Annotated in this window: 5 protein-coding genes and 1 pseudogene; 5 read left to right on the forward strand and 1 reads right to left on the reverse strand. The window is 62.4% G+C overall.

Going from position 1 to position 4114, the window contains the following annotated elements:
• Positions 1–359, reverse strand: a 359-nt coding sequence (locus tag VZ95_RS14725) for a PIN domain-containing protein (RefSeq protein ID WP_198148325.1), incomplete at its 3' end; no start/stop codon positions are given.
• Positions 360–455: 96 nt separating this feature from the next.
• On the opposite strand from VZ95_RS14725, the gene VZ95_RS14730 reads away from it, so the two are divergent.
• From VZ95_RS14730 to dnaQ, 5 genes and pseudogenes are all read left to right on the forward strand, one after another.
• On the forward strand, positions 456–1331 hold the full coding sequence (locus VZ95_RS14730; RefSeq protein WP_045776529.1) for a pyruvate, water dikinase regulatory protein: 876 nt from the start codon (positions 456–458) through the stop codon (positions 1329–1331).
• Positions 1328–1926 (forward strand): annotated as a pseudogene (locus tag VZ95_RS14735) (Maf family protein). Before VZ95_RS14730 ends, VZ95_RS14735 begins: the two are co-directional and overlap by 4 nt.
• Entirely contained in the window at positions 1923–2747 is an 825-nt protein-coding gene (locus VZ95_RS14740; RefSeq protein ID WP_045776530.1) for a shikimate dehydrogenase, read from the forward strand. Before VZ95_RS14735 ends, VZ95_RS14740 begins: the two are co-directional and overlap by 4 nt.
• A 187-nt stretch (positions 2748–2934) precedes the next feature.
• Positions 2935–3618: a dephospho-CoA kinase gene (gene coaE, locus VZ95_RS14745; RefSeq protein ID WP_084627813.1), complete on the forward strand. Its 684-nt coding sequence runs from the start codon at positions 2935–2937 to the stop codon at positions 3616–3618.
• On the forward strand, positions 3578–4114 hold a 537-nt coding region (gene dnaQ, locus VZ95_RS14750; RefSeq protein ID WP_045776531.1), incomplete at its 3' end, for a DNA polymerase III subunit epsilon. The genes coaE and dnaQ, both read left to right, overlap by 41 nt.

Here is a 4114-nt window from a genome sequence, read left to right on the forward strand (position 1 = left end):
TTGATGGCCGTTTCCAAGACCATTTCATCGGCGACATCACCAAGTTGGGGGCGCCAGAGATAATGAAGCTGCACGGGTTCAACCAGACCCGCGAGATAGTCTAAGAAGTTCGTAACGGCACTTGTCGATAAACCACAGGCAAGGAGATGCTGGGGCCGCGTTAACACCGCTTCATATTCGAGAAACAGCGGAACGCTGACCAGCATCTGAAACTCCCCTGCATCAAGAAATCGAAGCAGGGCATTTGACGCACCGAGCCGACTGCGCCGCGCAGCAATCAGAATATTCGTATCAACAACGGCACGTATCATATTCCCTATAATATCATATTGCGGGGAAAGAGTAAGACGGATTGGCACAACCAATCCCCAAGGCAAAAACTAACCTCAATCGCTTGAGCCTCAGCCCTAAACGGGCTAGACCCGAAGGACCGCCGCTGCATGAGGGATTCGCCGATGGCCCCCGCTTCGTCCCGCACCATCCCGATCCATCTCGTTTCCGATTCGACCGGCGATACCGTGCATGCCGTCGCCCGCGCCTGCCTCGTGCAGTTCGAGGGGGTGGAGCCGGATATGCATATCTGGTCGCTGGTGCGCTCGGGCGCGCATATGACCAAGGTTCTGGCGGGGATTGCCGCCAAGCCCGGCCCGGTGCTGTTTACGATGGTGGACGATAAGCTGCGCGCTCAGCTTCAGGACGAATGCCGCCTGTTGAAGGTGCCGCTGATCCCGATTCTCGATCCCGTGATCGGCGCGCTCGGCTCCTACCTCGGCATGTCGGGCGGCAAGCAGCCGGGCAAGCAGCATACGCTCGACAATGATTATTTCCGCCGTATCGACGCGATGACCTACACGCAGAATCACGACGACGGCCAAGCCTATTGGAATTTGGAAGAAGCCGATGTGGTGCTGGTCGGCGTGTCGCGCACGTCGAAATCGCCCACCTGCATGTATCTCGCCAATCGCGGTTATAAGGCGGCGAATGTGCCGATGGTGCCGGGCGTACCGCTGCCGGACCAGTTGCTCGCCAGCAAAAAGCCGCTGATCGTCGGGCTGACCAATGATCCGAACCGCCTTGTGCAAATTCGGCGCAATCGGTTGAAGCAACTCTCCCAGGACGAAAGCACGACCTATACCGACATTGACCGGGTGCGCGCCGAAGTGACCGCCGCGCGCCGCCTGTTCGAGGAAAAGGGCTGGCCGATCATCGATATGACGCGCCGCTCCATCGAAGAAACCGCCGCCGCCGTCATCCAACTGCTGCAAGAGCGCGAACACCCCGGCGAGGTTCACCCCCATACTCATATTCACCAAGGACCCAAGGCCCGATGAGCGCACCGCTGATTCTCGCGTCCGGCAGTGCGACGCGCCTGAAACTTCTTCAGAATGCCGGGCTTGCGGTGGAGGCCGTGCCCGCCGCCGTCGATGAGGCGATGGTGAAAGAATCCCTGCGGGCGGAGGGGGCCAGCGCCGCCGATGTCGCCCAGGAACTCGCGCATTTGAAAGCCGAGCGCGTTTCGCGCCGCCTGCCGGGGGCGATGGTGCTGGGCGCCGATCAAATGCTGGACTGCGGCGGCACCTGGTTCGATAAGCCGGAAACGCGCGCGGCGCGGCAACCCAGCTTCTCAGCCTGGCGGGCCGCAGCCATAAACTGATCTCCGGCCTTGCCATCCACCGCGACGGCGCGTCGATCTGGACGCATCGGGCGGTGGCGACGCTCACCATGCGCCCGCTCACCCCGGCCCAGGTGGAAACCTATCTCGACCAAACCGGCGATAGCATCTTCAGCAGTGTCGGGGCCTACCATATCGAAGGCTTGGGGCTGAACCTGTTCGAGAAAATCGACGGTGATTTTTTCACGATCCTGGGGCTGCCGATGCTGCCGCTCCTGGCGTTTTTGCGCGTGCACACTATGGGGCTCACATGAAACTCGCCGCTGTGATCGGCTGGCCGATCCACCATTCCCGCTCGCCGAAACTGCATACTCATTGGCTGAAGCGCTACGGTATCCCAGGTAGTTACGTTGCCCTGCCGATCCGCCCGGAAGATTTGGCGGCCTGCCTGCCAGTGTTGCCGAAGATGGGCTTTACCGGCTGCAATCTGACGATTCCCCATAAGGAAATCGTGCTGCCGCTGCTGGACGAGATCGACGCTGCCGCGCGCGCCATCGGGGCGGTGAATACGGTGATGTTTCAAGATGGGCGCATCCTCGGCACCAATACCGATGTCTATGGTTTCTCCGAGTATCTACGCCGCTCGGTGCCCAATTTCCGCGCCGACGCTGGGCCGATTGCCGTGCTCGGGGCGGGCGGTGCCTCGCGCGCCGTGCTCTATGGGTTGGCGGAAGCGGGGGCACGGGAAATCCGGGTTATCAACCGTTCCGCCGCCCGCGCCGAAGCGCTCATTCAGCATTTCCAGCGCCCCGGCCTTACGCTGCACGCGGTCGATGACGCGGGAGCGCAGGAGGCGCTGCACGGCGCAACCCTGCTGGTCAACGCCACCAGCCTCGGCATGACCGGCCAACCCGCCCACACGCTGAACCTCGACGGGCTCGCCCCCGGTGCAACCGTCTATGATCTCGTCTATAGCCCGCTCGATACCGACCTGCTGATCCAGGCCCGCGCGCGCGGGTATCGAACCGTCGATGGGCTCGGCATGCTGCTCTACCAAGCCAAACCCGCCTTTGCCCGCTTCTTCGGTATCGACCCCGAGGTGGACGATGATCTGCGTGCGGCGGCACTGGCGTGACGTGGTGAGGCTAGGGGTTTCACCCCTAACAATCCCTGCCAAGGGGCTTGCCCCTTGGCGATCCTATTTTGTTGTGAAACCAAAATGGTCGTTGAAATCGGATTGTCATTATACGGGAAACGGGATTCTTAAGGGGCGACGGCCCTTAAGCGGAGTGCAGAGGCGGAGCCTTTGCATCCTCCTCCCAATGAAGCGCCCCCTCATTCTCGGCCTGACCGGCTCCATCGGTATGGGTAAATCGGCCACCGCGTCGGTGCTGCGCGGCTTTGGGATTCCGGTGCAGGATGCGGACGCGGTGGTGCATCGCCTATTGCGGGCGGATCGGGGAATGATTGCGGCGATTGCGGCGGCGTTTCCGGGCGTCGTGATCGGCGGGCAGGTGAGCCGCCCCAAGCTGGGGGCGGCGGTGTTCGGCAATCCTTCGGCCCTGCGGCGGCTGGAGGCGATTATTCATCCGCGCGTGACGGCAGAGCGGTTGATTTTCCTCAAGCGCAATGCGCGGCATCGGCTGGTGGTGCTGGATATCCCGCTGCTGTTCGAAACGGGCATTGATAAGCACTGCGACCGGGTGATGGTGGTGACGGCCCCGGCGCAGGTGCAGGCGGCGCGGGTGCTGCGTCGGCCGGGGATGACGGTCGAACGGCTGGCGGCCATCCGCGCCCAGCAGTGGCCGGACCTCGCCAAACGGCGGCAGGCGGATTATATCATTCCCACGGGACTCGGAAGGGCGGTGACGCGGCTTTGGGTGCTGCGCGTGCTGCGCCAGATGCGCGCTGCGCCGCCGCCGGTCGGCCCGCTTCTCAGGTCTCCCCCAGCAGGACGCAGAGCCTATGCGCGAAATTTGTCTCGATACCGAAACCACCGGCTTTGATCCGGCCTCCGGCCATCGGATCGTCGAAATCGCCTGTATCGAGCTGATGGACGGCAGCCCAACGAGCCGCCCGCCGCTGCACCTCTATATCAACCCCGAACGGGATATGCCGGAGGATGCGTTTAAGGTTCACGGGCTTTCCAGCGAGTTCCTGGCCCCGCAGCCGACCTTCGCCAAAATCGTCGATCAATTCCTGGACTTCATCGGCACCGATAGCCGTTTGGTGATCCATAACGCCGAATTCGATATGCGCTTTCTGAACGCCGAGCTGAAGCGCTGCAAGAAGCCGACAATCGACCCGGACCGCGCCTTCTGCACCCTCGTCTTCGCCCGGCGCAAGTTTCCCGGCTCCCCCGCCAGCCTGGATGCGCTGTGCCGAAGGTTCGAAATCGACAATAGCCATCGCGTCAAGCACGGGGCCTTGCTCGATACCGAGTTGCTGGCCGAAGTCTATGTGGAACTGCTCGGCGGCAAGCAGCGCGGGCTGAACCTGTCG

Source organism: Elstera litoralis, from assembly GCF_000963705.1.
Classification (GTDB): domain Bacteria; phylum Pseudomonadota; class Alphaproteobacteria; order Elsterales; family Elsteraceae; genus Elstera; species Elstera litoralis.